Here is a 24,909-nt window from a genome sequence, read left to right as displayed (position 1 = left end):
CATGATGGATGGGAACTATTAACCTATGGTTTCATTATCTCTTCCTTATTTGGTTCCATCAACATCCATATCTATCGACAGAATTCTCTGCCTGTTGGATTTTATTGAATGGTTCCGAAGCTGAGTTCAATGATCTGAAACGAAGTCAGGTCATGTGAAATATATAATGAATAATAGTTAGGAATAGAGAGAACATGTCTGAAAATTTTAACGTTAAGCTGGAGAGTAAAAGCTATTTTCCGGATCCATCGGTAAAGGAAAATTCCTGGATGCAGGATTATGAAAAGGTTTATAGTGAATCTATCAAGGACCCTGAAAAGCACTGGGGAAGTGTTGCAGAGGAACTTGAATGGTTCGAAAAGTGGGATAAGGTGATGGAATGGGACCATCCTTATGCAAAATGGTTTACCAATGCCAAGATGAACATAACCTACAACTGTCTTGACCGCCACGTATTCAATGGGAAAAGAAACAAGGTCGCAATGATCTGGGTAGGCGATGGTGGAGAAGACAAGGTCATCACATATCGTCAGCTTTACCGAGAGGTCATGAGATTCTCCAATGGTCTCAGATCCCTGGGCGTTGAGAAAGGTGACAAGGTATGCATATATATGCCACAGGTCCCTGAGCAGATCGTGGCCATGCTGGCATGTGCACGTATCGGTGCGATCCATAGTGTCGTATTCGGAGGTTTCGGTGCCAAAGCATTACATTCCAGGATAAAGGATGCACAGGCAAAGATCGTCATTACTGCAGATGCAAGCATTCGTCGTGGTAAGCGTATTGACCTGAAGTCCCTTGTGGATGAAGCTGTGGTCAATGCCTCATGTGTTGAGAAGATAGTGGTCCTGAGAAGGATGACCCCACAAATGGAACTCTTTTCCGAGATAGAAGTTGACTTCTATGAGATAATGGAAGATGTGGAAAAGGAATGTGAACCCGAGATGATGGATTCCGAAGACCCACTTTTCATTCTCTATACCAGCGGAACAACCGGCCCGGCCAAGGGAATCGTTCATGCCTGCGGTGGCTACATGGTAGGCACCTACTACACCACAAAGAACATTTTAGACCTGAAAGAAAACGATGTCATGTGGTGTACTGCGGACCCCGGGTGGATCACAGGTCACAGCTACATTGTCTATGGTCCCCTTTCCATGGGTGCAACTATCCTCCTTTCTGAGACAACGCCCGACTATCCCGATCCAGGTGTCTGGTGGAGCATGATAGAGGAGTTCGATGTAAGCGTCTTCTATACGGCACCAACAGCGATACGCATGTTCATGAGGATGGGAGAGAAATGGCCCGGGAAATACAACCTAAGTTCCCTGAGGATCCTGGGTTCGGTTGGCGAACCTCTGAACCCAGAAGCGTTCAAGTGGTACTATAGTGTGATCGGTAAGGAAAAATGTCCTGTTCTGGATACCTGGTGGCAGACTGAGACAGGTATGCACATGCTCACCACAGCGGTCGGAGAACCCATGAAACCGGGATTCACAGGAAGGCCCGTGCCAGGTGTGGTCGCTGATGTTGTAGATGAGAATGGTGACCCGGTGCCTGCAGGAACAGGTGGTTTCCTTGTAATAAAACAACCCTGGCCTTCCATGATGAGGACCGTTCATGGTAATGATGAAAGATATCGCCAGTATTGGACAACGATCCAGAATTACTACAGTGCAGGTGACCTTGCCGTAAAAGATGAGGATGGTTATATCATGATACAGGGACGTGCCGATGATGTCCTTATCGTTGCTGGCCACAATATTGGCAGTGCAGAGGTCGAGAGTGCACTCGTATCCCATGAGGCCGTGGCTGAAGCTGCTGTAATAGGAAAACCTGACCCTCTGAAGGGTGATTCCATCAAAGCTTTCGTCATACTTCGAATGGGCTTCAACTATTCCGAGAAACTGAAGCTTGATCTCATGTATCATGTAAGGATGAACCTGGGCCCAATTGCAATGCCTTCTGAGATCGAAATTGTTGACTCGCTACCAAAGACCCGCAGCGGGAAGATCATGAGAAGGTTGCTTAAGGCACAGGAGCTTGGAATGGATCCCGGAGACGTATCCACATTGGAGGACTGAGTTCCTTCAACCAGATTACGCTTCTGGATTGTAAAGTGAGGTGATGAGCTATGCTCGCCACCTCATTTGAACATGATAACTAAACTATTTTATAATTTTATTAATAATAAATTATAGGAAGTGTGAATATGGATGAAAGTGTGATCGTTTTGAAAATTTCTTTGGGTCAAACAATAACACAATGAACACTATGTACAATGTCTTAAAAAAATGTACTGAATTCATTTCCCGATTTATTCTTTTGACTTCAGATGTTCTGCAATCTTTTTAGCCAGTTCTTTTGCTTCATTGACAGCTTCAGGCTGGTCTTCAAATAGGTTTAGATCTGCCATTCTTATATAGGAAACTGAACTTGCCTTCAGTCTTTTTTTGGCCTTCTATTGACTCAATTGAGGTGCAGATATCAATGTATTTTCGATTGTAACTGCTGTTAGATAAATGATAGAAAAATATATTCTAAAATCTCTCAGCGTCCTCTACATGCTTCTCAGAGCTGCGGAGGCTGCCAGCCACCCAGGACTTTCTCGATGTATTGCACCACAGCCAGAGCAACATCTTCTCGCCATGGACGGGCCACCACCTGTACACCAATGGGCAATCCCTCCGGGGAAGTACCGGCACGTACAACCGCAGCAGGCCATCCGGTCAGGTTATAGGTCATAGTATAGCTAAAAGCAGGGAACTGTTCGAACGAGGTTCCATGAGGCATAGCAGGATAGGCACACACAGGACAGATCATCACATCATAGTTCTCCATGAAAGAGAGCATTTTACTGCGGAACATGTCCAATTGGATCACCAATTCACTGAACTCAGCAGATGATCTGGCTTTAGAGTGGCATTCTTCTAAAATACCTTTTGTCCAGGGATGCATTTCAGTTGTCCCTGCAATCTCTAAGAACTTCTCGATCCAATATCCGGCGTCTGCTTCAAACATAGCATTCTCGAACCAAAAAGACTGTTCAATAGCTTCAGGCATGTCTTCTGTCACATCCATGCCTGCATCTGAAAGTACCTGTGCGGTTTTCCTCACCACCTTAACTGTTTCTGGTGTGGGCGATATGATGCCGTTATCTGTGTAGACAGCAGCACGCAGTTTATTGATCTCAACTTCATCAGGATCACCCAGTGGCATAGGGACGATCGCAGGATCGTGCCAGTCCATACCTGCAATAATTGGGAGTGTTAAAATAAGATCTTCTACGAATCTTGCCATTGGTCCGGCCTGCCATAATGGAATTATGTGCCCAAATGGATCCGGAAAGTGCCCTGTTAATGGCACTCGTCCTGCAGTCGGCTTAATGCCAGCTATGCCACAGAAATGGGATGGTAAACGAATGCTTCCTCCTGCATCATTGCCCAGACCTAATGGAGATCCACCCGCAGCAATAATGGCTGCTTCTCCTCCACTGCTACCTCCGGATGTACGCGAAAGGTCGTAAGGGTTCGATGTACATCCATAAACCAGATTGTCACTCTCAAAGGCAAGAGCAAACTCCGGGAGATTGGTCTTTCCCAAAATGATCGCGCCTGCAGCTTTCATTCGGGCTACAATGGTAGCGTCCTGAGCTGGAACAAAGGACGAACGTCCTTTAGTTCCTGATGTGGAAATAATTCCTTTTGCCTCTACATTATCTTTGATCGTAAATGGTACACCGTGAAGCGGTCCTTTAATATCTCCCCGTGCAAGAGCAGCATCGGCTTTTCGGGCCTGTTCCCGAGCCTCATTGGCTTGAAGTTGTACGATCGCGTTCAATTTAGGATTTACTTCTTCGATCCGCTGTAAGTATGCTTCAACCACTTCTTCGGAACTTATCTCTTTTGTACGAATGGCTTTTGCCAGTGCCTTCGCAGATGAGTAGATGATTTTGTCCAATAAATTTACCCCGATTATAAATTTGTTACGTACATTGATATAAAATCTTCGCTGATCTTACATTTCACCCTTCAAAATCGGTTCCATGTTAAGTATCTCAACATGCATCTCCATTCAAACCAATCATTTGCACCGGAATTTCAGTTTTATGATGGTTATTCGGAAACCTCTAACTATGAGGAAGCATAAGAAAGAGGGTGGATGCAGTCACCGCGTAAAAAGGTACAAGAACTGCATCTGATGATAAATGTTCATTTTCTATTATAGTCATGGGCTTTATGCACTGAGATATACGCTCAACAATGCTGCGTACACCAGCAGTCTAGATGTAATCGAGACTCATCCCATCCATTTAATTGTTAAGATCATTTTCTTAAACTCCATAACTCCCATCCCTTTTGGAACGTGGAGAGGAGATAATATACTTCAGATATTTGTTTCTTTCATATATTCCACGGATTGCTTCACCAATTCCTGCAAAACATCCAGATCCACATCTTCCAGCTTCTTGATGTACAGACAGGATTTACCTAGTTTGTACTTACCGAGCTTACTAAGAAGATCAGCATATTGTTCAAAGCCAGGCATGATGTAGAGGGTCAGGTTTTGTTTTCGAGGGGAGAAACCTACCAGCATCCAATCTCCCGTACGTCCGGTGGCATATTTGTAGGTGTAACTACCAAAGCCAACGATGCTGTTACCCCACATGGCGGGTTCTTCACCAGTCACGTCCTGCATAAGATCAATTATGGCTAAAGAATCGGTGCGCTTCTTTTCGTTCTCAACACTATTGATGAAATCTTCTACGCTTGCTTCATTCTTCCTGGTCTTCAATTCTGCCATTTATACCACCCCATATTTTATCAGGTTCTCTAATTTAGAATAATTTATAATCAGTTAAAGCTATCTTAATGGTATGACCACTCAAATGTTCGTGAACTTACCTGTAAAAGACCTGAAAGGATCAATTGAATTCTTTACTAAACTTGGTTTCGAATTTGATCCGCAGTTATCTGATGAGAAAGGTACCTGTATGATCGTGAACAAAGAGAGTTTTGTAATGTTATTAACTGAAAGTTTTTTCAAAATATTTACTACAAAGCAGATATGTGATGCTAAAAAAAGTACAGAGATGGCGGTTTCTCTATCTGCTGAAAGCAGGGAAAAAGTAGATGAAATGATTAACAAAGCCATAGAAGCTGGTGGTTTAGAAGAAGGAGAGCCACAGGATCATGAGTGGATGTACGGACGCAGCTTTGAAGATCTTGATGGACATGTTTGGGCAATATTCCACATGGATGAAAGCGCTACTAGTAAAGATTGATCGGAACTCAGATCGAGTTAATTTAACTTTTTACCTATTCACAGAAACTATCTCATCTTCAATCATCTAAACTCTCATACATGAAGATTTAGAGTGAACAGCTTATCATTCTTGATATTGCTTCAAAATAAAAATCAAGATCCAATAGAGAGATAATGAAAAAATAAGAAATAAGAATGGAATATCAAAAACTGATATTCCAATCGTATTTAATTAATTATAGTAATTAAACTAATTCGCCAAATGCGAATTTGCTCATGACTTTGGTAACTTTGATTGTTACTTCGTCACCGACTGATGCGTTAGGTACAAAAATTACAAAACCGCTTACTCTTGCGATTCCGTCGCCTTCTCTTGCGATATCTTCAATTGTTACGTCGTATGTTTCGCCAGCTTCTACTGGAGCAGTTGATTCCATGTTGTTGAACAAATATTTCACTTCCTTTAAAGTGCTTAAAAAGATTATAACCAACTCGTAAACATACGAAAAAATAGTAAATACAGTTAAGGAAATACCATCTAGACCTATAATTTATTAAAGTAGTTTTTGCCTTTAAAAGCAATCTTAATAAGATGGTATCCTATATAAATCTATTTGTACATCAATTACTCTATTTCATACTAAAATTTAATGATTCCAATATTCATGGTAAATTAATATTTGAAACCATAATTGGATACGAATAATTTACCATGTAACAGTCTATCCTTCGCGTATCCAATAAAGGCAAATAACTTTCTAATATGGAATTCCGCTTCATATAATGCATGATTAATAAATTCAGTCTAATTGAAAAATACTAAATATAGGTTAACCAGATTGATAATGGGGGTATAATCAATGGCATATTTACTTGTAAAACATACAGTAGAAGATTTTTCTAAATGGAAGGTCGGATTTGATGACCACGGATCTAAACGAAAGGAGAAAGGTTCCAAAGGGGGAATGCTTTTTCGCACCACAGAAGACCCTAATAGCCTCGTGATCCTTCTCGAATGGGATAATATTGAGAACGCACGCAAGTTTGTCGAATCCGATGAACTGAAAAAGAAAATGGAAGAATTGGGTGTTATTACCAAACCGGACATATTCTTCCTGGACAAGATCGAAGACGTAGCATTCTGATCGAAAAAATAATATTTGACCGGGATTCACTCTCGGTTCACTTTTTTGTACTTTTCCATGGGATGATAATAGTACCGACTTTTGAGTAGACTAAGAACTGTACGTGAAGGTTCCCTTCATATAGCTCAAGCATCTCTTAACCTTTTCATATTACAGTGATTATTTTTTTAGATTTAGGATAATTAGCATGATATTGCTTATGACAATGTTCATGTGTATAAACTAAATTTGAGATCTTGTTATCTTTATGATTTCCATTTATGTGATGTAGATGCCTTTCTTCTGCATTAGCACTAATGTCCATCGGCAGACCACAAAACGGACATTTACCTTTTTGATTCTCCCATATTTTCTTAAACTTTTCTGATGGCATTTTAGCACCTTGATCAAATTTGCGTTCAACAAAATGTTCTTTGTCAGTATAAGGGCTTTTTGTTGTTGAAAATACCCATATTCTTGTCCCTTTGGTATACCAGTATTTATCGACAATCCAATGTTTTGATCTGGAAGGTGTCTTCACTTAGCCATTTATAAAGTATGTACCTTATTCTGTTGTTCAGAATGCTAAATATTTTTTTGGATACTTATGCCCAAAATGTTTCACATACTGCATCATACGACACTAAATACTTCAAATTGCAATGCTATAATAAACAAATTATTAGGAGGAATAGACAATGATCATGATAGTAGCAAAAACCAAGGTAAGAGAAGATAAAAAACAAGAATTTTTAAAAATTACTGAAGAGCTCATACAGAAAAGCCAGAATGAAAAAGGTTGCATCTCTTATGATCTGTATGAGGATATAGATGATACGTACACTTTGACGTTTATTGAATCCTGGGAAGATATGGAGGCTATCGACCTTCATAATAAGACTGAACACTTCATAACGATAGTTCCTAAATTGGCAGATCTAACCGAAGAAGAAATAGAAGTGATAATGTATAAACCGGCGAAGTAATTTAATGTATTTCAAAATACTTCCAGTAAGTATACATTTATTTTGTATTAAGATATAAAGAACCGAACTTCTCGAATAATTTGCTTATTTTACGAAAAAGGTGAAATAATGGAGCTTGTCTCAAATCATCAAAACTCATTTTGTATAAGTTAAGGCGTTTTTGGGATAGCCTCGATCAATTAATATGCTCTCTTTTTTACATCTAAAACAATTATTTCATAATCATTTGCATTAATTGCATGTTGATCTTTCAATTCATCTTTAATTTGCATTCGTAAAATTTCAGTATCATCATTTGTTTCATTCACAACCAAACCTATCAACTTATTACAATATGGTGCATAGTTTGCAATTTGATTGTATAATTCTTTATTGACCCGATTTCCACCTCGGTGGACTTTCATTTCAATGCCTATATTTCCATTAATTACAAAATCAACCCTATGTTTACCTTTTACAGATTCGTACTTAATATCATATCCATATCTTTCAGTCAGGACTGATAATTTACCTTCCAGATCTTGTTGATAATCTTTTTCGATCTTGTTTTTACCAAAGCGGAGTGAAACTTCATTTTGGAGAAAATCAACTATGTTATCAAAAGCAGTATCTACTTTTGACACTACAACCCTGCTCTTCCATTTAAGGTACAAAAAGGTCATAAGTCCTGCAAATATGCCTACTGGGAAACCAACAAAGACTGAGAAGAAAATCCTATCCTGAAGGATAGCTGTAACAGCGATCCCCACTATTGCAAACACTATAAAAGAAACAAATAGGTTTGTTATTATTTTCATGAAAATAAAAAATTAAGGCGTATCCGGCAAAGTGCCGGACACATTATTTTGTTCTATATTTAGAACTTATCAGGTCTTATTTTGATATCACTTGACATTCTCTCTTGTCCACTTTGCAGCGGCTTCGAGGATCGTCAGGTTCATCGGGATAAGCTTTGGTTTGCTTGCAAAGGTATCCTCGATAGCTTCCCTGAATACCTTTTCAGGAAGACCAGTGTCCCCAAGTTCCATCATCACACCGAGCATAACGGTGTTTGCAGCTTTAACTGAGCCTGCATCCTTTGCTATCTGCATGGCAGGAACTGCAATGGACCTTACATTTTCAGGAACTTCGACACCACTGATAGTTGCATCATAGAGAATGACACCACCCTCTTTCACATCACCTGCGAACTTCTCAAGTGATGGCTGGTTAAGGGCTATGAGCACATCTGATTCATACACAACAGGTGAGCCTATATGTTTTCCTGAAATTACAACGGAGCAATTGGAAGTTCCACCCCTCTGCTCAGGTCCGTATGACGGATACCAGGAAGTATAGCGCTGATCACGGCAACCTGCACGTGCAAGGGTAAGTCCCATGCTCAGAACACCCTGGCCACCGAATCCGGCTATCTTAACTAAGGCGATCTTGAAGTCCTTGTCCGGTACTGCATCCGGGGAAGCATTGTCCTCAAGGCTGTAAAGCTTGTCAATGGAAGCCTTGGAGAAATCACTTTCATCCCTCCACAATGGCTCGACCTCATCGAACCTGTCCCTGAAGTTCTGGAGTGGGAATTCCACCTCCATCATATCGTTCACGAAATCAGTGCTCTGCTGTGCATTCTGCCTGAGGTTCGTCGGACATGTGGAAAGCACTTCGACAAATGCATATCCTTTACCGTCCCTCTGGACCTCAAGAGCTCTTCTAATAGCCTTCCTTGCTTTCCTGATATGTGATATATCGGAAATGGATACACGCTCGATGAACACAGGTGCTTTCAGGTTATCAAGGATCTCGCACATGTGAAGCGGATAGCCGGCAAACCTTGGGTCCCTTCCATCCGGACATGTGACTGTCTTCTCACCGATAAGTGTGGTTGGTGCCATCTGACCGCCGGTCATTCCGAAAACGGTGTTGTTCACGAAGAATACCGCCATCTTCTCACCACGGTTAGCGGCCTGCATGGTCTCATTAAGACCAATTGAAGCAAGGTCACCATCGCCCTGATATGAGATGACCACAGCGTTGTCCTGTGCCCTTGACATACCAGTACCAACAGCAGGTGCACGTCCATGTGCTACCTGGAGGTTTCCGCAATCAAAGTAGTAATAAGCAAATACAGCACACCCAACAGGGCTTATCATGACGGACCTGTCCTGAATTCCAAGGTCGTCCATAGCCTCACCGATCAGCTTGTGAATGATACCATGTCCACATCCCGGACAATAGTGGGTTGCAGTCGGTGCAGCTCCTCCCTTTCTTGAGAACTCTTCATAGATCGCTGCCGGTTTTCCAATGATCTTCTCTGCCATATTCATGCCTCCCTTGAAGCAACTTCTCTGATCTTTTCCATTACCTGATCAAGTGTGATCAGGTTTCCACCGAGGCGATTGACCAATTCAACCGGTCTGCTGCACCCGATAGCAAGTTTCACATCTTCCATCATCTGACCGTTGCTCATCTCGACTGCAATGAAAGTACAGTCATAGGAATCAGCAATGCCCTTAAGCTCATCTTCAGGGAATGGGAACAACGTGATAGGACGGAACAATCCTACCTTGAGACCTTCACGTCTTGCAACCTCTACAGCTGAATGGCATATCCTGCTGCTGATACCATACGCAACAAGAACGATGGAGGCATCCTCTGTCATGTACTCTTCATGAACGGTCTCGTTCTCCTTGATCGTCTCATACTTCTCCTGAAGCTGATAGTTGAAATCTTCAAGTTTGTCGAAATCCAGGAAGATAGACGAGACAAGGTTCTCCTTTGTCTCCTTCGTACCACATACAGCCCATGACTCATCAATAACAGGTGTTATAGCTTCGTCAGGGAACTGAAGGGGCTCTATCATCTGTCCGAGCACACCATCAGCAAGAACGACAACTGGGTTGCGGTATTTGCTTGCCAGCTCGAAGGCCTTTATCGTATGGTCGCACATTTCCTGAACGGAATTAGGTGCAAGTACGATATTGCGATAGTTTCCATGTCCTCCGCCTTTTACTACCTGAGCATAATCAGCCTGTTCAGGACCGATATTACCAAGACCCGGACCTGCTCTCATGATGTCAACGATGACACTGGGCAGTTCAGCCCCTGCAAGATATGAGATACCTTCCTGTTTCAAGCTCATACCAGGACCTGATGATGCTGTCATAACCCTATGGCCGGCAGATGCCGCTCCATAGACCATATTAATAGCGGCTTCCTCTGATTCCGCCTGTACGAATTTCCTTCCAAGCTTCGGGAATGTCTGGGAAGCTTCATGGAGGATCTCACTTGCCGGAGTTATCGGATAACCGAAATAACAGTCGCATCCGGCATATAAAGCGCCAATAATGACAGCTGAGTTACCTTTGATCAATTGTGTAGCCATAATTTTACCTCACTTTCCGGGCTTATTCTTCCTTTATAGGGATGTGCACTGCAATAGCCAGCGTCTCAGGACAGGTGTAGTAGCAATTTCCACAGCCTGTACAGCCTTCACCCTTGTATTCAACATAGCGATAACCGCGTTCATTGATATGCTCGCTCATGAATAGAACATTTTTTGGACATGCGGGAATACATCTTTCACAGCCTTTACATTCAAGATTGTTAAGCTGTGGATAAGGTTTCATTTTTTCACTATTTTCAGACATGATATCAACCTGTGATTAAATAGATAAACTCCAAATAAAAGATTTTAGCCATTGGAACATTCGAATATTTAAATATGTTTCAGGAACTATTATAGTCCTGAAACGTTCTATGATATTTATCAGTTCTTTCCTTCATCGTGGTCGCGTATCTCAACACGCCTGATCTTGCCGCTGATGGTCTTGGGAAGCTCATCAACAAAGTCCACAGCACGTGGATATTTGTAAGGTGCAGTAGCTTTCTTGACATGGTCCTGAAGTTCCTTCTTCAATTCCTCACTTGCCTCATAGCCTTTTGCAAGAACTATCGTAGCTTTGACTATCTGTCCCCTTGTGTCATCAGGAACACCTGTTATGGCACATTCAAGTACGGCAGGATGTTCTATCAAAGCACTCTCGACCTCGAAAGGTCCGATCTTGTAACCGGAGCTCTTGATGATATCATCAGACCTGCCAACGAACCAGAAATAACCATCCTCGTCCGTCCAGGCCATATCTCCGGTATGGTAATAACCATCATGCCATACCTCGTTCGTCTTCTTCTCATCAGAACGATATCCAGAGAACAGGCCCACAGGCTTTCCTTTTGAGGTATTGATGACGATCTCGCCTACTTCCCCGAAATCACAGATCTCACCGTCAAGATTCAAAAGCTCGATATCGTATTCAGGTGAAGGCTTACCCATTGAACCGGGTTTAGGTTCCATCCACGGATAAGTAGCAATGCTTACAATGCTCTCGGTCTGCCCGAAGCCTTCCATGAGCTTCAGTCCGGTGAACTCCAGGAACCTCTCATAAACTTCAGGATTAAGAGGCTCACCTGCCACAACACAATATTCGAGACTGCTGAAATCATATTGTGAAAGGTCTTCCTTGATAAGGAAACGATAGATGGTCGGAGGTGCACAGAAGGTCGTTACCCCGTACTTGCTTGCGAATTCAAGCATGTTCTTAGCATCAAAACGCTCATAGTCATAGACAAAGACCGCAGTTCCGCTTATCCACTGACCGTAGAGCTTACCCCATACACATTTTGCCCAGCCTGAATCAGCAACTGTAAGGTGCAGACCGTCATCGCGAACGTTCTGCCAGTACTTCGCAGTGATGATATGTCCGAGAGGATATGCAAAATCATGCTGTACCATTTTTGGCAGGCCTGTGGTACCTGAGGAGAAATAAAGCAAGGCAATGTCCTCGTTCTTTGTAGCAGCTTCTCCTTCCGGACGTGTGAAGTCGGCAGAAGATTCCTCAAGTTCCTTTGTGAAATTAAGCCACCCTTCACGTCCTCCATTCAGGGATGCCTTGTGGAGCAGGATGTCCTCATAGCCTTTGTGACCTTCATCGATATATCCCATCAAACCTTCATCATCCGCACTGACTACCATCTTTATATTGGAAAGTTCAATGCGGTATGTGACATCCTTGGTGGTCAGCATATGTGTTGCCGGAAGGGTGATCGCACCGAGCTTATGCAGAGCGAGGATACATATCCAGAACTCATATCGGCCTTTAAGGGTCAGCATAACAACATCGCCTTTTTCGATGCCGTACTTTTTGAAGAGATTGGCTGCTTTGTCACTATAGTGTTTCAGGTCCTTGAAGCTATAGACCAGTTCATTGCCTTCATCATCACACCAGACAAGTGCCCTTTTATCAGGCTGTTCTTTTGCATATCTGTCAACGACATCGTATGCGAAATTGAAATTATCAGGAATGTTGATTTTGAAATTTTCCTTAAAGTCCTCATACGATCCGAAGTCTGTACGTGAGATATATTCTTCCAATAAAGATGACATATTTACACCCGTTTTCTATAAAAAGATAAATAAGGTTCAGATAGCAAAACTATCATAGAACCATTGCAAGGAACTTTGCTGGCTCATCTCCAACCGCTTCCATTGCATGAACGAAGCTGGAATCGAAATAAATGGAATCGCCTTCCTCAAGGATTATCTCATTGTCATGTATCCAGACCTTGAGCTTACCGCTTATCACATAATCGAATTCCTGTCCAGGATGGGAGTTCATGGAAGGGGTATTAGCACCTGAACGCGGCTCCACACTGACGATGAAAGGTTCTGCCTTTTTATGAACAAAGTTCGAGGCAAGGTTCTGGTAATTGTAATCCGCCCTTCTTTCCACTTCAGTACCCTTGCCTTTTCGGTTGACAGCAAAGATATGCATGCGCGGTTCCTCTCCTGTCAGAAGAAGTCCCAGGTCCACATTGAGTATCTGTGATATCTCAAACAGCATGCTTGCAGGAATATCAGATTTCCCGGAATCATATTGTTTGTAAGTATCCACAGAGATACCAAGCTTCTCTGCCATGGCCTCAAGACCTATGTCGGACAATTCGCGCAATTCGGATAGACGTGATGCGATTTCGATTATTTTTTCCTGCATGTTATCAACTTATTAGGGCCGTTACAAAAAATGCTTGCAAGACGACAATTCTTTTAATATAGGCACTGAACTTTCAGCATTGATATATTATATCATTATCTGCTGTGATGTTAAAAGAAGAAGTAAAAAAAGGTATTGAGTGCCATGTTAGCACATGACACAATGAAAATAGATTCAATCAACAGGACCGATGTTGACAGAATATTCAAAGTTCTCTGTGTTATGAGGCATTATCTCAAGTGTCCATTCTCCAACAGCACCCTCAGCAAGATAGACTTCCGTATATGTTGTTGAACCCTGCTGATAAACATTGAATTGGTCCTCGTCTGCACTCTCTTTTGAAACAGCCATATCACTCATAGCTCCATCTCTTGCCTCATCCATTGCAATTCCATAATAGACAGGAGATTGCTGTGAAAGACTGACAGTGCTACTGTGGCCTGTACTGATAAGGACCGACTTGACCTGACCATCAGCGTTCTTCAACACAACATCGAAGGAAGGTGCTGTAGAAGATGTGCTGCTGCCACCATAATTATAGTCCCTTGAGATTATCTTGAGGGTGACCGGATCATCTGTCCTTGAAACAAAGATTGTTGTGAACGGATCTTCCGGCTGTTGCCAGACATCGAGGTTAATGCTGACCTTCTGGCTCCATTCGTTCATTGTCCTGTCATCGATGTTCAGGTTGATCCTGCCATTGAGATTCCCTTCTGCATCAGCTGGAACTCTGACCTTTACTGTTACGGTGGCCTTCTCTCCTGCCTTGATGACAGAAGGTGCTGTGATAGTCACGTCCTTCTTATCAAGAGATACCTGTGCACTGTATCCATACCATTCATCCTCACTTATCTCGAATTCAGGGTTGATGGAAATTGCCTTGTCAGCAACGTTCTTGAGCTTGATCACATATTCATATTCAGAACCTGCTTCCACACGGTCATTGATGTATGAATTGAAAATCTGCACATTTGGTGGCAACCAGACGTTCACTGAAAGCTCAAGTGCACCATTGTAACCAGGGTACAGGGCTGCAATATCCCCTTCGAGGTCACTGAAGAAAACGTTTGCATCATAACTATCAAGTTCAGCATCCTCAGGAACTGAGACCTTGATGGTGAACTCCTGCTTTTCCCCGGACTTGAGTTCAGCCTTTGCAGGTGAGATGGTGACCCAGTCCTCGTCAAGCATGTTTTCACTGAATACCTTCGGTGCAACATAAGGCTCAAGTGTCAGTGGCTCTTTTCCGTGATTGAAAAGCACCACGGTCATCTCATCGGACTCTCCCGGCTTAATTCTAAGATAGGAATATCCCGGGTCAACAAGCAGAGGGACTATCTCTCTTTCGATCTCAGGATATAGCATGTCCTGATAATATCCATCTGCAGAGATCCTTTCAGCTATCAGTGCAGGTTCAGATATCAATACTGGTTCAGCTATTAACATGGGTTCGGCAAACAATTCTGGTTCTGCTGCTGCATTTTCAGGGGCAGCAATGGCAACTGTTATTGCCGTCATGCTGAGCAACAACAGGCCAATTGACATAAATGCAAAATATTTTTTCATATCGATTCTCCTTTTATAATTTGGTAATAGTGAGCGTCTTTCGACATGTTACAGTAGGAGTTACACTTATTAAAGAATTGTCTAAACTTCGAATTCATCCGTAGTTATCAAATTAATAAAAAAAGGAGTGGCATGCTTGAAACATGCCAAATTAATAATTATTTAATTCTGCTTCTCTTCATCAGCAGGGAGTTCGTCACAACCGAGACCGAACTCATTGTAATGATTTTTATTGATATATCTTCAAGTCAAAGAAGCATCTGCAATCTCCTACAATGATCACTTTTTGGGTTCAGGTTCAGGATCAATGTTTGTGCGTCTGAGTCTCAATGAATTAAGTACAACAGTCAGTGAACTCAGTGCCATTGCACCAGCTCCTATCATGGGATGAAGTAATCCAAAGAAAGCTGCAGGGATAGCTACCGCATTATAGATCCAAGCCCAGAAATAATTCTCTTTGATCTTACGGAAAGTTGCCTTTGATAATTTGATAGCAGAGATAACTGACTTGATATCTCCCCTCACCAGTGTGATATCAGAAGATTCAATTGCTATATCAGTACCCGTACCTATGGCAATGCCGACGTTTGCCTGTTTGAGTGCCGGGGCATCATTGATCCCGTCCCCCACCATTGCGACTATACCATATTCGGATTGCAACTTTTTGATCTCATCCACTTTCCCACCAGGCAGCACATCGGATATCACATAACTGATCCCAACCATCTTTGCCACTGCTTCTGCTGTCTTCCTGTTGTCGCCGGTGATCATTGCGGTTTTTATACCCATTCTTTCGATCTCCCGGATCGCCTGAATGGAATCTTCCTTGATAGTATCTGCAATTGCAATGGCTCCGATCACTTTTCCATCCATTGCCACCAATACAACTGTCTTGGCAGCAGCTTCAAGGTCGCCCATTTTTTCCTCAAATTCCTGATAATCCACACTGAACATGGAGAAGATCTTGCGGTTTCCCACGATGATCTCATGACCATTAATAAGGCCCTTCACACCTTTACCTGTTACAGATTCAAAATCCTTAACTTCATGGGCACTCGCCCCGCTCTCTTCTGCTTTCTTGATTATGGCAGATGCCAGAGGGTGCTCTGAAACTGATTCCAGGCTTGCTGTATAGGACAATACTTCCTCTGATGACGAGGCATCAGAAACCAGTACATCAGTTACCTGAGGTTGGCCTTTTGTAATTGTACCCGTCTTATCAAAGGCAATGATCTTTACATCTTTCATAGTCTGTATTGCTTCACCACTGCGAATGAGAATACCTCGCTGTGCTCCTCTTCCACTCCCAACCATCAGGGCTGTGGGGGTTGCCAGACCAAGGGCACAGGGGCAGGAGATAACGAGTACTGCTGTTGTGGCAAGGAGTCCAAGGGTGTAAAGAGGAACATCTGTATTACTCCATGGGAAATTGAAATACTCAACTATCGAGATATGAAAACTGGAAAATAGTATCCATGAGACAAAGGCACCTATAGCGATGATGATCACAGTCGGTACAAAGTACCCGGTCACCTTGTCAGCAAACTCCTGGATCGGAACCTTTGATCCCTGTGCCTGCTCTACCATGGTTATGACCTGGGACAAGAAAGTATCCTTACCGAGCTTTGTGACGCTTACACGCAGGACCCCATTCTGGTTAATGGTGGAGCCGATAACCTCATCTCCTTCTTTTCTTTCAACTGGCATTGATTCGCCTGTTGCCATGGACTCATCCACAGTACTGCTACCGGAAACCACAACACCATCGGTCGGTATTTTCTCGCCGGGTTTTATGATCATTATGTCATTTATATTAAGTTCTCTAACCGGGATCTCTTTTTCGACTCCATTCTCAATGATGCGGGCATTCTTGGCCTCCAGGGCGATAAGTTTCTTGATCGCCTGGGATGCTCTGCCTTTTGCCTTTGTTTCCAGATATCTCCCAACAAGGTGCAGTGCCATGATCGTAGCTGCCATTTCTACAAATGTGGTCACCTTGAACCAGAAGCCAAGCATGCTGAGAAAATAAGGGATCAGGGAACCCATGGTAATGAGCGTATCCATGTTGACAGTTCTGTGTTTCAGAGCTTTCCAGGTTGTCCTGTGGGTATCAGCCCCTGCTATAAAAACAGATGGAATGGCCAGTATTAGGGTGATGATGAAATAATATGGGATTGACACGAAGAACATATGGGTCGTCATAAGGACCATGATCACGCTAGCGGAAGACCCTGCGATCCACATCTTGCGTGCTGCCTTATTGATCGTGAGCTGTTCACGGTCAACCTCCTCTTCTTCTTCAAAGCTCATCGAATAGCCTGAATCATCAACAGCCGCTTTCATATCGTCAATCGATGCAGCAGAGGGCTCGTAAGAAATTGTGACTTTGGATGAAGCAAAATTGACATTTGCTTCATGGACCCCGGGAATCGAAGAAAGTGTTTTTTCAACAGTTAGTGCACATGTTGCACAGGTCATTTCACCGATATTTGCAGTGATGGTCTTCGTTCTCTGACCTGCAGGAGTCGCACTATATCCTGTATCATCAACAGCTTTTATCAGGGCATCCACATTTGTGATATCCGGGTCATATTCCACAAACGCTTTTTCGGCAGGCAGATTGACATTTACAGATGCAACACCTTCTGTTTTTCTTAAGGCATCTTCAACCCTTTTTGAGCATGAAGCACAGGTCATTCCTTCGATCTCTAATACTATCTTTATCATACTTTCACAACCTCATAACCAGCACCTGTAACAGCCTGACGGATCTCATCAAGGGTGACTTTTTCAGGATCTAAGCTAACAGTAGCATTGTTCTCTTCAAGACTTACATCAACATTTTCCACGCCTTCAAGCGAGAAGATGGCTTTTGTAACCCTCTCGTGACAATGCATACATGTCATTCCAAGAACAGATATCTTAGCTTCCATGTTGTTGCACCATTGTTAATAGGATATTTCTGTCTGAAAATACTGCTTATCGTGCAGCATAAAAAAATAATAAAAACAAGGCTTTATGCCTTGTATCCGGAATCGTTCACAGCTTTTTTAATAGCATCGATATCCGTTACAGTTTCATCATAGGAGACTTCAGCTTCACCTTTGTCGAGATCGACATCTACGGATGAAACTCCTGCAACCCCGGATATCGCCTTTTCAACGTGCATCTTGCAGTGCCCACATGACATGCCGCCAACTTTTAGTTTTGTCTCTACCATTTATTTCACTCCCAAAATTAAGAGGGTTTTACAATAATTTATACTTATGCAATATTTTATGCTGCCGTTAATTACTTAAAGCAACAAATATTTACAATCGTCTGTTAACGGCGTTAACATAAAGTATTATCGCTTATTTGATTTAAATAGACTACGACGATAACATTAAATATAATTTATAAAAATTAGGTAAGATTGATATAGCTCAATAAGCGATATTTACATGGTGAGAATATGCAGGATATGAAAGAGATCATTGAAAGGATCAATAATTTAAAAACAGAACTTAATGCAGTTATTCTTGCTCATAACTATCAACGTCCCGAAGTACAGGACATTGCAGATTTTACAGGCGATTCCCTGGGATTGAGCCAGCAGGTAGTAGATTCAGATGCTGATGTCATCGTATTCTGTGGTGTTGATTTCATGGCGGAGAGTGCAGCCATTCTGAGTCCGGAAAAGACAGTGCTTCTTCCTGAAAAGGAAGCAGGCTGTCCCATGGCCGAGATGGTCGATGTCATATCCCTTGATGACGAAAAGAAGAAACACCCTGATGCCGCTGTTGTGTGCTATGTGAACTCATCTGCACTGATAAAGGCACAGAGCGATATTTGCTGCACCTCAGCCAATGCCATCGATGTGGTGAACTCTCTTGATGAAGATGAGGTGATCTTTGTTCCGGACAAGAACCTCGGGAACTATGTTGCAGGCTTCACGGATAAGAAGATCTACTCATGGGATGGTTTCTGTCCCACACATCACCAGATGCGTGCACATGACGTAATTAAAGCAAAAGAGGAACATCCTAATGCACTGTTCCTGGCACATCCCGAATGTCGTACAGAAGTGCTGGACCTTGCTGATGAGGTGTTGAGTACAACCGGCATACTGAACTATGCAAAGAAGTCCAATGCAAAGGAATTCATTATAGGTACGGAGAACGGACTCCTTCACAGGCTGGGTAAAGAGAATCCGGAAAAGAAGTTCTACTATGTTTCCGAGTTCACCATCTGTACTAACATGAAGATAACAACTCTTGAATCCATCCTCGATGCTCTTGAGAACATGCAGTATGTGATCACTGTGCCTGAAAATACAAGGCTCAAGGCAAAGAAAGCCCTTGACAGGATGCTTGCGGTCAAACGTACTATGTGATATTATATGAAAGCGTGGCCTGAAGCATAAACCATGTTTCAGTTCAGGCTTCTCATAACGTTTCCCCACATGTCCTTTAGTTTTTCTGAGAACTCCCCTGACAATTCATTACATGAATATTCCATCACCGTTTTTTCCTGGATCATTGCCTCGGTCGGAATTCTGCTAAGAGGAAGCTTTCCCACAACATCGATTCTCTTATCCCTGCAATAATCTTCAATAATACGGGTGTTCTCTTCATTTATATCGTACTTGTTTATACAGACCACAGCCGGGATATTAAAATGTTCGGCTACGTCCAGAACCCGTTCTAGGTCATGAATTCCTGATACACTGGGTTCGGTTATGACCACAACCATATCAACACCTGTAATGGATGCGATCAAAGAGCAACCTGTGCCAGGAGGACCATCAATGATGATAAGATCTTTTCCATATCTTTCAGCAAGGTCCCTGGAATTATCCCTGACAAGAGCTACCAGTTTACCACTTGCTTCCTCTCCTACGCTGAGTTTTGCATGTGCCATTGGTCCGAATCTGGTTTCAGAAAGATAAGCTTCTCCTGCTTTTCTTTCAACCATAGTTATGGCTCCTTCGGGACAGATATGAGCACATACTCCACAGCCTTCACATTCGAAGCTATCGACCTTGATATCATCAGTAATTGCATCGAACCTGCAATTCTCTTTACACAGTCTACATTGGATGCATAGGGAGCTATCAATATAGGCTTCCTTCAGACCATAGAAGTCTATTGTTCCAATTATCTCCGGGTTCAATATCAGGTGCATATCGGCTGCATCCACATCACAATCAGCTATCACAGCATTTTCTGCAAGTGAAGCAAACGCTGCTGCGATAGTAGTCTTTCCGGTGCCACCCTTTCCGCTTATTATAGTGAGCTGTTTCATGTAAATTCTCCGAGGATCTCCATCACCACATCACTTCCTTTGATCATTGTTCAGAGCATTTCCACATTTCATACAGAGAGGTGACATCCCTGAAAAGTATGACAAATCGTTCTTTCCACTCGGGCATTTCATTGACAAAGGGAATTCCCTGCGAATACAACCTTGCAATCTCCCTATCATAAGGGATCTTCATCAAGACCGGGATTCCCTCTTCGATACAGTATTCTTCCACCCTGCTGTCACCGATATCGCACAGATTTATCACCACACCGAACTGTATTCCCAGAGTCCTAATAACATCAACAGCAAGCTTCAGGTCATGGAACCCAAAGGGTGTCGATTCGGTCACAAGAATACAGTAATCGACATTCTTCACTGAGGCAATGAACGAACAAGCAGTACCCGGAGGTGCATCGATGATGGCAGTTTTACTCGTATCAATATGATCCTGCAAGACTTTGATCACAAGTGATGTCATGAGTTCCCCTATATTCAACATACCTTGATAGAATACGAGGCTTTCATTCACCGAACCCTCGATAACTCCTACTTTTCTGCCCACCTCGCTGATAGCTCTATTTGGACATACAATACTGCATCCACCACAGCCATGACAGAGTTTTGGGAAGAACATTACATCTTCAGGCAGAACGGCAAGGGCGTTGAACTGGCAAAACTCAGAACATTTGCCACAAAAGTCACACTTATCCTTATCAATTACCGGGTTTAGAACATTCACATCCTCGACTTTCTCAAGATCATACCCAAGGAACAGGTTGCAATTAGGTCCTTCCACGTCACAGTCAAAAAGCTGTGCATCCTTTAGAGAGAGTGCAAGATTAACTGCTACTGTGGTCTTGCCTGTTCCGCCTTTTCCACTTGCTAGAGAAATTTTCATGTATGGGTCTCCAATCCTTAAATGATATTACTCTGTAGGAGAGCTGATCACTCTCAGTTCAGGGATCTTTCCAATAAGTGTTTCAACATCTTCTACATCATCCGGCATCTCTAATAGTTTGATAAAGCTGTCATGGAATTTGTGGAATGGACCTTCTCCAATATCCTTTACGATGACAATGTTGACATCCCGTTCTTCCAGGTACTCCGCTGTCTTTACACCTCTTTTTCGATCCAGATCAGCAGCAGGGTTCTCACCAATATGCCAGTTCATTATTTTGTTGTCTTCCAGCTCGATGAAAATATAATAGGGAGCTTTTCCGATATGTCTGGATAGTTTCGACTGCAATCCATCCGGCTTCATTACAGGTATCGCCACCCTAAGCACGGATATTTTTCCGGGTTTGATATCAACTGAAAGATGTTCAAGATTTGGGATCTCACTTTTAACCGCCTCTTCGATCTTAACGGAAAGCATTTCCACGATTTGTAGGTCGTATTCTCCTGCACTTTCTACCTGCATCTCCCCAAATACCACAAGACCGGACCTTCTGAGCCTGATCTCATCAACCTTGCTGACACCGGAGATATGGTCCACTGCACGCCGGATACGTTCGATAGAATCCCTGTCCAGCCATGCATCCATTAATGTCAGTGCTGATTCCTTTGCTGTCGTGATACCGAGCTTGAAGATCATCAACGATATAATAAGAGCACCTGCACTGTCAAGACAGTGCATGCCAAACATTGAACCGATGATCGCAACAACAACGACCATGGAACTGAATACGTCCGTATACGAATGCCTGGCATCCGCGATCAGTGCCTGTGAACCTATCTGCCCTCCTATTTTGAACTTGTACTGTGAAAGGGCATAGATACTAATTACAGAGAACACAGCCGCTCCAAGCGCCAGTCCCTGATGTTCCAGCTCAACAGGGTTTTTTATAGATTCCAGGGCTCCACGGACAAGTTCAACTCCGGATAATAAGATAAGAACTGAGACAAAAAGAGCCACCAGGTTCTCTGCTTTGTAATAACCATAAGGGAAGTGCTCCCCGCTACTTTTCAGGCTTAGCCTTAGCCCGATCCACACTGCAAGGGACGTAAAGATATCTATTGATGTGTGAATTGCATCTGCGATAAGGGAAGAGCTTCCTGAATAGAAGCCCACTATACCTTTTATTGCTGCAAGAAAAACCAGTGTAATGGTAGAGTTCTTTGAAGCCTTCGCACCTATCCGAAGTTTTTCCTTTACAGCCACCTTATACTCCCCCAATAATTAATGGACAACAAAAAAGAAAAAATGAACCCTTATGGGATCTCCTCATGTTCTGAACTTAACGATTCATTCCCCCACCCCTGCCGGCTCCACCGCCACCTCCCATACCTCTACCGGACCCTCCAGACCTGCCACGTCCACCCATGCCTCTTCCGGGTGCAGCCATAGAAGCATGTGCCTGTGCTGTCGGAGTGCCAGTTTCATTCAACTGACCTTCCTTATACTGGCGGATCGCATCTTTAACTGTCCCACTGGCTCCTGCCATTACCTTTATTCCGGCTGCGGAAAGGATCGGGAAAGCATTAGGACCAACGCTACCTGTAAGGAGAACATCGATCCCCTTGTTAGAAATACTCTGGGCAGCCTGTATACCTGCTCCACCAGATGCTGAAGCTGCTTGGTTGTCAAATGCTTTGAATTCCATAGTTTCCGGATCAACGACGACAAAGTACGGACACCTGCCAAATCGTGGATCAAGTTCTGTATCAATATTTTTCCCTTTAGCTGTTACACATATCTTCATATAATTTCCTCATTTGGAAGTCTCTTTTTATTATATAACACTCAGATGAGAGGAAATATATAAAGATTTCCAATAGATATTATATATTTATCCACCTATGAGAGATAATAGAATATGTAATTATCAGAGAGAGATAGATAAATTTTTATCTTTGATAAAAGTAAAAATTTCAGAGGTAATAGCATGGATTATACAAAAATGAGTGAGAAGCTTATTGAGACACTTGACCTTAAAGGGAAACCAGTAGCAATATCATTATTAAAAAGGGAAATGGATATTCCTGAAGATCTACAAAAGATAGAGATCCCAAGAAGATACTGCCAGATGCTTCAGGATGCCAGGTTCAATGATACGGTCACTTGTGCTACCAGGGATGAGCATGCCTGCAAAGGTGGTGCTGCAGCCATAGGATTGCAAGACTATCCTGACAAGATCAAAAGTGGGGAATTGTATTTCGATAAACTTGGAAAGGAAATATCCCTGAGTGTTGCCAAACGTGTTGTAGACAACATGCCAAGACCTGAACCCGGATCAACCGTTGCAACGATCGTTGCCCCCCTGGACAACACACCAACAAAACCTGATGTTGTTATCGTGATCGGAAACACACTTGTAGCCAGAAGGATCGCACATTCTGTGATCTATAGACGTGGTGGTCGTATGACTGCAAATTTTGCAGGGATCCAGTCCACATGTGCCGATGCTACCGGTTCACCATACACCACCGGAGAGGTTAACATCTCTATTGGTTGTGATGGTGCTGCCAAGAATGCAGGACTCAAGGACGACGAGATGGTTATCGGTATTCCGGAGGAACAGCTTGAGGACATTACCAATATCCTAGAAATGAAGGCTGGAGCTTGGAACGACTGGATGAGATCATAAACATCAAGCATAATGATTCCCTGTAGAATACATATTTCCCTACAGGGATATCAAATACCTTAATATTCTCTATCATTTTCCTTTTTTTTAACCACAATAAGCACAACTGATAGCTGTAAACGGTGCTAACCATGAATAGAAATACTTAAGTATAAGCAGTTGTGTACATTTATACCATAACCGTAAAAAACCTACTGTACCGGTAGATAGATACAGTTCAGATCATAAATATATGACAAGTATGGAGTGAATCAATATGGATCTCAAAGAGCTAAATGAATTCGGTAAGATACTCACAGAAAAACTCAACCTTAAGACAAAGCCTGTTGCAGTCTCTCTTATTCCGGAAGGACGCGATATTCCTGAAGGCATTGAGAAGCTTGATGAGACTACAAGACACTGTCAGATGGTAGACATGGTCAGAAAGACCGGCAGGGAGTTCTATGCAACCGCAGATGAGCAGGCATGTAAAGGCGGTTCCGCAATGATGGGACTTAATGAAATGCCAAGGAAGTTAGCTACAGGCGAGAGCTACTACAACCTTAAACGTTTCGACACTATCAATGCAGCAAGACGCACAATGGAAAGTGTCACTAAATTAGATGCAAATTCCATCAAGGCTGCTGTTTATGGACCTCTTGAGACTGCAACATTTGCTCCTGATGTAATTGTAATAATCACTACACCAAAGCAGGTAATGCAGCTTTCACAGGCTCTTATATACAAGCACGGTGGCAGAGTAGAAACAAGCTTTGCAGGAATACAGAGTGTTTGTGCTGATGGTGTTGTAAGACCATACAAGGAAGGAAAGGTCAGCGTAACCCTTGGATGCGGTGGCAGCAGAAAGTTCGCAAACATAGCAGAAGACGAGATGATCATAGGAATCCCTGTGGAGAGAGCCCACGATCTTCTGGAAGCAGTTAATGAGATGCTCTGAAAAGATCATCTCTTCTTTCATTCTATTTTTAGGATCCTAACGGTCTTTGATGTCGTATCTATACATAAACTCGTTTTAATAAAAATAGTACCCAGCCTTGCAAAAATGCAAGACCGG

The 24,909-nt window shown here is 42.7% G+C and carries 25 protein-coding genes; 7 read left to right on the top strand and 18 right to left on the bottom strand.

Annotation, left to right across the window (positions count from 1 at the left end):
- Window positions 1–194: 194 nt before the first annotated feature.
- Window positions 195–2,084: an acetate--CoA ligase gene (gene acs, locus AC20MK_RS05785; protein ID WP_487357021.1), complete on the top strand. Its 1,890-nt coding sequence runs from the start codon at window positions 195–197 to the stop codon at window positions 2,082–2,084.
- A gap of 487 nt (window positions 2,085–2,571) precedes the next feature.
- On the opposite strand, the gene AC20MK_RS05780 is transcribed toward acs, so the two are convergent.
- Together AC20MK_RS05780 and AC20MK_RS05775 are read right to left on the bottom strand one after the other, a co-directional pair.
- A complete protein-coding gene (locus tag AC20MK_RS05780; protein ID WP_487357020.1) occupies window positions 2,572–3,960 on the bottom strand; it encodes an amidase in 1,389 nt (462 codons plus the stop codon).
- Between the two features lie 426 nt (window positions 3,961–4,386).
- A complete protein-coding gene (locus tag AC20MK_RS05775) occupies window positions 4,387–4,803 on the bottom strand; it encodes a DUF1801 domain-containing protein (RefSeq protein WP_487357019.1) in 417 nt (138 codons plus the stop codon).
- A gap of 73 nt (window positions 4,804–4,876) precedes the next feature.
- On the opposite strand from AC20MK_RS05775, the gene AC20MK_RS05770 reads away from it, so the two are divergent.
- Window positions 4,877–5,284 (top strand): VOC family protein, encoded by a 408-nt coding sequence (locus tag AC20MK_RS05770; RefSeq protein WP_487357018.1) that lies wholly within the window; start codon window positions 4,877–4,879, stop codon window positions 5,282–5,284.
- A 226-nt stretch (window positions 5,285–5,510) separates the two neighbouring features.
- Here the strand turns inward: AC20MK_RS05770 and AC20MK_RS05765 are convergent, their stop codons facing one another.
- On the bottom strand, window positions 5,511–5,702 hold the full coding sequence (locus AC20MK_RS05765; RefSeq protein ID WP_487357017.1) for a TRAM domain-containing RNA chaperone: 192 nt from the start codon (window positions 5,700–5,702) through the stop codon (window positions 5,511–5,513).
- A gap of 423 nt (window positions 5,703–6,125) precedes the next feature.
- Between AC20MK_RS05765 and AC20MK_RS05760 the strand changes: the two genes are divergently transcribed.
- Window positions 6,126–6,410 carry a hypothetical protein gene (locus AC20MK_RS05760; RefSeq protein WP_487357016.1) on the top strand — a complete coding sequence of 95 codons (285 nt, stop codon included), beginning with the start codon at window positions 6,126–6,128 and terminating at the stop codon, window positions 6,408–6,410.
- A gap of 145 nt (window positions 6,411–6,555) precedes the next feature.
- Here the strand turns inward: AC20MK_RS05760 and AC20MK_RS05755 are convergent, their stop codons facing one another.
- Window positions 6,556–6,930, bottom strand: a complete 375-nt coding sequence (locus AC20MK_RS05755; RefSeq protein ID WP_487357015.1) for an HNH endonuclease — start codon at window positions 6,928–6,930, stop codon at window positions 6,556–6,558.
- A gap of 157 nt (window positions 6,931–7,087) precedes the next feature.
- On the opposite strand from AC20MK_RS05755, the gene AC20MK_RS05750 reads away from it, so the two are divergent.
- Complete coding sequence (locus AC20MK_RS05750) at window positions 7,088–7,375, top strand: putative quinol monooxygenase (RefSeq protein WP_487357014.1); 288 nt, start codon at window positions 7,088–7,090, stop codon at window positions 7,373–7,375.
- Window positions 7,376–7,554: 179 nt separating this feature from the next.
- Here the strand turns inward: AC20MK_RS05750 and AC20MK_RS05745 are convergent, their stop codons facing one another.
- From AC20MK_RS05745 to AC20MK_RS05700, 10 genes are all read right to left on the bottom strand, one after another.
- A complete protein-coding gene (locus tag AC20MK_RS05745) occupies window positions 7,555–8,172 on the bottom strand; it encodes a DUF8147 domain-containing protein (protein WP_487357013.1) in 618 nt (205 codons plus the stop codon).
- Window positions 8,173–8,259: 87 nt separating this feature from the next.
- Window positions 8,260–9,687, bottom strand: coding sequence for a 2-oxoacid:acceptor oxidoreductase family protein (locus AC20MK_RS05740; RefSeq protein WP_487357012.1), 1,428 nt, complete (start codon window positions 9,685–9,687; stop codon window positions 8,260–8,262).
- A 2-nt stretch (window positions 9,688–9,689) separates the two neighbouring features.
- Window positions 9,690–10,751, bottom strand: a complete 1,062-nt coding sequence (locus tag AC20MK_RS05735) for a 3-methyl-2-oxobutanoate dehydrogenase subunit VorB (RefSeq protein ID WP_487357011.1) — start codon at window positions 10,749–10,751, stop codon at window positions 9,690–9,692.
- Between the two features lie 22 nt (window positions 10,752–10,773).
- Window positions 10,774–11,016 carry a 4Fe-4S dicluster domain-containing protein gene (locus tag AC20MK_RS05730; RefSeq protein ID WP_487357010.1) on the bottom strand — a complete coding sequence of 81 codons (243 nt, stop codon included), beginning with the start codon at window positions 11,014–11,016 and terminating at the stop codon, window positions 10,774–10,776.
- A gap of 119 nt (window positions 11,017–11,135) precedes the next feature.
- Window positions 11,136–12,809, bottom strand: coding sequence for an AMP-binding protein (locus AC20MK_RS05725; protein ID WP_487357009.1), 1,674 nt, complete (start codon window positions 12,807–12,809; stop codon window positions 11,136–11,138).
- Window positions 12,810–12,861: 52 nt separating this feature from the next.
- Entirely contained in the window at window positions 12,862–13,416 is a 555-nt protein-coding gene (locus tag AC20MK_RS05720; RefSeq protein WP_487357008.1) for a helix-turn-helix domain-containing protein, read from the bottom strand.
- 174 nt (window positions 13,417–13,590) lie between these two features.
- A complete protein-coding gene (locus AC20MK_RS05715; protein WP_487357007.1) occupies window positions 13,591–14,982 on the bottom strand; it encodes a COG1470 family protein in 1,392 nt (463 codons plus the stop codon).
- 279 nt (window positions 14,983–15,261) lie between these two features.
- Complete coding sequence (locus AC20MK_RS05710) at window positions 15,262–17,709, bottom strand: heavy metal translocating P-type ATPase (protein WP_487357006.1); 2,448 nt, start codon at window positions 17,707–17,709, stop codon at window positions 15,262–15,264.
- A complete protein-coding gene (locus AC20MK_RS05705; protein ID WP_487357005.1) occupies window positions 17,706–17,915 on the bottom strand; it encodes a heavy-metal-associated domain-containing protein in 210 nt (69 codons plus the stop codon). The genes AC20MK_RS05710 and AC20MK_RS05705 overlap by 4 nt, the downstream gene beginning before the upstream one ends.
- Window positions 17,916–17,998: 83 nt before the next feature.
- Complete coding sequence (locus AC20MK_RS05700; protein ID WP_487357004.1) at window positions 17,999–18,202, bottom strand: heavy-metal-associated domain-containing protein; 204 nt, start codon at window positions 18,200–18,202, stop codon at window positions 17,999–18,001.
- Between the two features lie 234 nt (window positions 18,203–18,436).
- Here AC20MK_RS05700 and nadA point away from each other — a divergent pair, with 234 nt between their 5' ends.
- Window positions 18,437–19,357: a quinolinate synthase NadA gene (gene nadA / locus AC20MK_RS05695; protein ID WP_487357003.1), complete on the top strand. Its 921-nt coding sequence runs from the start codon at window positions 18,437–18,439 to the stop codon at window positions 19,355–19,357.
- 38 nt (window positions 19,358–19,395) lie between these two features.
- Here the strand turns inward: nadA and AC20MK_RS05690 are convergent, their stop codons facing one another.
- The 4 genes from AC20MK_RS05690 to AC20MK_RS05675 all read right to left on the bottom strand — a co-directional run bounded on the left by AC20MK_RS05690 (window position 19,396) and on the right by AC20MK_RS05675 (window position 22,970).
- Window positions 19,396–20,268 carry an ATP-binding protein gene (locus tag AC20MK_RS05690; protein WP_487357002.1) on the bottom strand — a complete coding sequence of 291 codons (873 nt, stop codon included), beginning with the start codon at window positions 20,266–20,268 and terminating at the stop codon, window positions 19,396–19,398.
- A gap of 43 nt (window positions 20,269–20,311) precedes the next feature.
- The gene (locus AC20MK_RS05685) at window positions 20,312–21,166 is read right to left on the bottom strand and encodes an ATP-binding protein (protein ID WP_487357001.1); all 855 of its coding nucleotides are present in this window, start codon (window positions 21,164–21,166) and stop codon (window positions 20,312–20,314) included.
- A gap of 27 nt (window positions 21,167–21,193) precedes the next feature.
- Complete coding sequence (locus AC20MK_RS05680; protein WP_487357000.1) at window positions 21,194–22,429, bottom strand: cation diffusion facilitator family transporter; 1,236 nt, start codon at window positions 22,427–22,429, stop codon at window positions 21,194–21,196.
- Window positions 22,430–22,505: 76 nt separating this feature from the next.
- On the bottom strand, window positions 22,506–22,970 hold the full coding sequence (locus AC20MK_RS05675) for a NifB/NifX family molybdenum-iron cluster-binding protein (RefSeq protein WP_487356999.1): 465 nt from the start codon (window positions 22,968–22,970) through the stop codon (window positions 22,506–22,508).
- Window positions 22,971–23,153: 183 nt separating this feature from the next.
- Between AC20MK_RS05675 and AC20MK_RS05670 the strand changes: the two genes are divergently transcribed.
- Together AC20MK_RS05670 and AC20MK_RS05665 are read left to right on the top strand one after the other, a co-directional pair.
- Complete coding sequence (locus AC20MK_RS05670) at window positions 23,154–23,855, top strand: DUF169 domain-containing protein (RefSeq protein WP_487356998.1); 702 nt, start codon at window positions 23,154–23,156, stop codon at window positions 23,853–23,855.
- A 256-nt stretch (window positions 23,856–24,111) separates the two neighbouring features.
- Complete coding sequence (locus AC20MK_RS05665) at window positions 24,112–24,792, top strand: DUF169 domain-containing protein (protein ID WP_487356997.1); 681 nt, start codon at window positions 24,112–24,114, stop codon at window positions 24,790–24,792.
- Window positions 24,793–24,909 lie beyond the last annotated feature (117 nt).

This window comes from Methanococcoides sp. DA23 (assembly GCF_057593895.1).
The sequence above is the reverse complement of the archived record's forward strand: the minus strand, read 5'-3'. Positions and strand labels throughout refer to the sequence as shown.